General features: G+C 40.6%; 1 protein-coding gene. It reads right to left on the bottom strand.

Annotated features, from left to right (window positions below; translation table 11 throughout):
* Positions 1 to 283 precede the first annotated feature (283 nt).
* Positions 284 to 2042 (bottom strand): FtsX-like permease family protein (locus WMO25_RS17500; protein WP_349086469.1); only part of this gene is annotated, 1759 nt, incomplete at its 5' end.

Genomic DNA, 2042 nt, shown 5'->3' with positions numbered 1-2042 from the left:
ATAGAGCCAATCTCACACCAGTCATAAAAGTATTCTCTGTGCTCATGGAATAAGGACAGAAAAATACGATACAATTCATAAAATTCAAACAGCCCAGGGAGGTGAAAATAAGCTGTGTTTCTTTTTGTCTTATCTTTACTCATATTTTCTCAATACTGTTACGCTTTCGCAATAGACATAACAACCATAGCTTCATAGATATTTACTTTCTTTATGATAACATGAAATGAACCATCTGCCAAGTAACAAGCGTGTGTCCAAAACAGAACACACGCCACCAAATTTACTTATTATTGACACTTACAATCCGATAATAAACTCCGGATGTCATTTTGTAAACGATAATATAGAACACTGCAAACATCAGATAGCATCCCAGTGCCACCATTGCCAGAAACTGTGTCCGATTCAGCCCAAATAACAACAGCAATTTAGAAATCATCGGAAAAGCAAACAGCAAATGCAAACCTGCCAGCAGAAGCGGTGCAAAGAAAACAATCAATATCTGTGAATTAATACTCTGCCGGATATCTTTCTTCGTCATGCCGACTTTCTGCATAACAACGAATCCTGACTGATCCTCATACCCCTCCGTCACCTGCTTGTAATACATAATCAGTATAGCCGCAAAGACAAAGACAATTCCGAGCAGAATGCCAAGTACCAGCAATCCGCCAAATGCACCGTAAAAGCTCTCTTTATTAAAGGCATAGCTTTCACAACGGACATAATTAATACCTTCCTGCTGTGATGCATCAAGGGCGGCAAATTTATTATTTAACACACCCTCTGCAGCCATCTCTGCATCATCACTGCCGTCTAAATTGCAGCCGTAATATGTCATATACCGAGCCAGATTGTACTGAGCCAGTTTTTCTGCCACCTCATCAAAATCCGGCACAAAAATATAGTAAACCTTCGTTGATACTGAACCATCCATATGAATCGCCTTAAAATTTGAAATCACCTTTTTTACATTCAACTGAATGTCATTGTGAATGGATAATATGTCTGTATTATTTTCATAAGAACCGCCATACACAGCAACCAGCGCTTCACCCGCATTAAGTGTCTCTTTTTCTCCGGTCGCACGATTATATACGCTGAGCGGCGCCACATAAACTTCATCGACATCGAAAGCTGTTGATTCATTCGTTTCCATGTCAATCAACTCATCTTTCATTCTGAAATTATGGCCTTCAAGTTTCCCATAAAAAAAAGCAGATGTATATTCCAGAACATCGGAAGCTGTCAGATGGCTTTCATGAAGCGTCTCCTCCATCAGCTGACGCCAATTAGCCTCACTTTTTTCATTCAGATATTTTGGCGCACTGACATGAACCTCATAGGACAGGTCTCTCGGATAACGCTCACGCATAATGTTCTCTACTCCGGCATAAAGACAGATGGTTGATGAAAGCATCACTAGCACCATAGTGCTCAGTACACAGATGGAAGCCAGACCGGCACCATTTCGCTTCATACGATAACTCATTGAGGCAATAGATATAAAGTGTTGTTTCCTATAATAAAAACCTTTATTCTTCTGCAAAATCCGGCAAAGGGTTACTGATCCGGCAATAAAAAGCAGGTACGTTGCTACGATAACAAGAATAACCGCAGCAAAAAACCATGTCAAAGCCACAACCGGGTCTTCGATTGTTACCGCCAGACCATAAGCAATGGCAAGCACCACAATACCAAGCAACGCCAGTAACCAATTGCCCTTCGGCGGTTTTTCACCGGTATGTTCGCTTCTCAGCAATTCCATTGGACTGGCCATTGTCATTTTTCTTAAAGCACTCAACAGAATCAGAATAAAAATAACAAGAAAAACCAGAATAGTTTCTCTGATGGCTGAACCTTCAATTCTCAGCTTGAAATCCGTCTGACCATTCAGAATATTCACCATCCACAATTCTGCAAGTTTTGAAAAAACAATCCCGAATATAAGCCCCGCTACAAGGGAAATACCTGCAATAATGGCCGTTTCCCAGAAATGAATATGTGCCAGATTGCGTTTATCCATACCAAGGACATTG

This window comes from Coprococcus intestinihominis, from assembly GCF_040096555.1.
GTDB classification, from domain to species: Bacteria; Bacillota; Clostridia; order Lachnospirales; family Lachnospiraceae; genus Coprococcus_A; species Coprococcus_A intestinihominis.
This window is presented reverse-complemented; position numbering and strand designations above follow the sequence as displayed.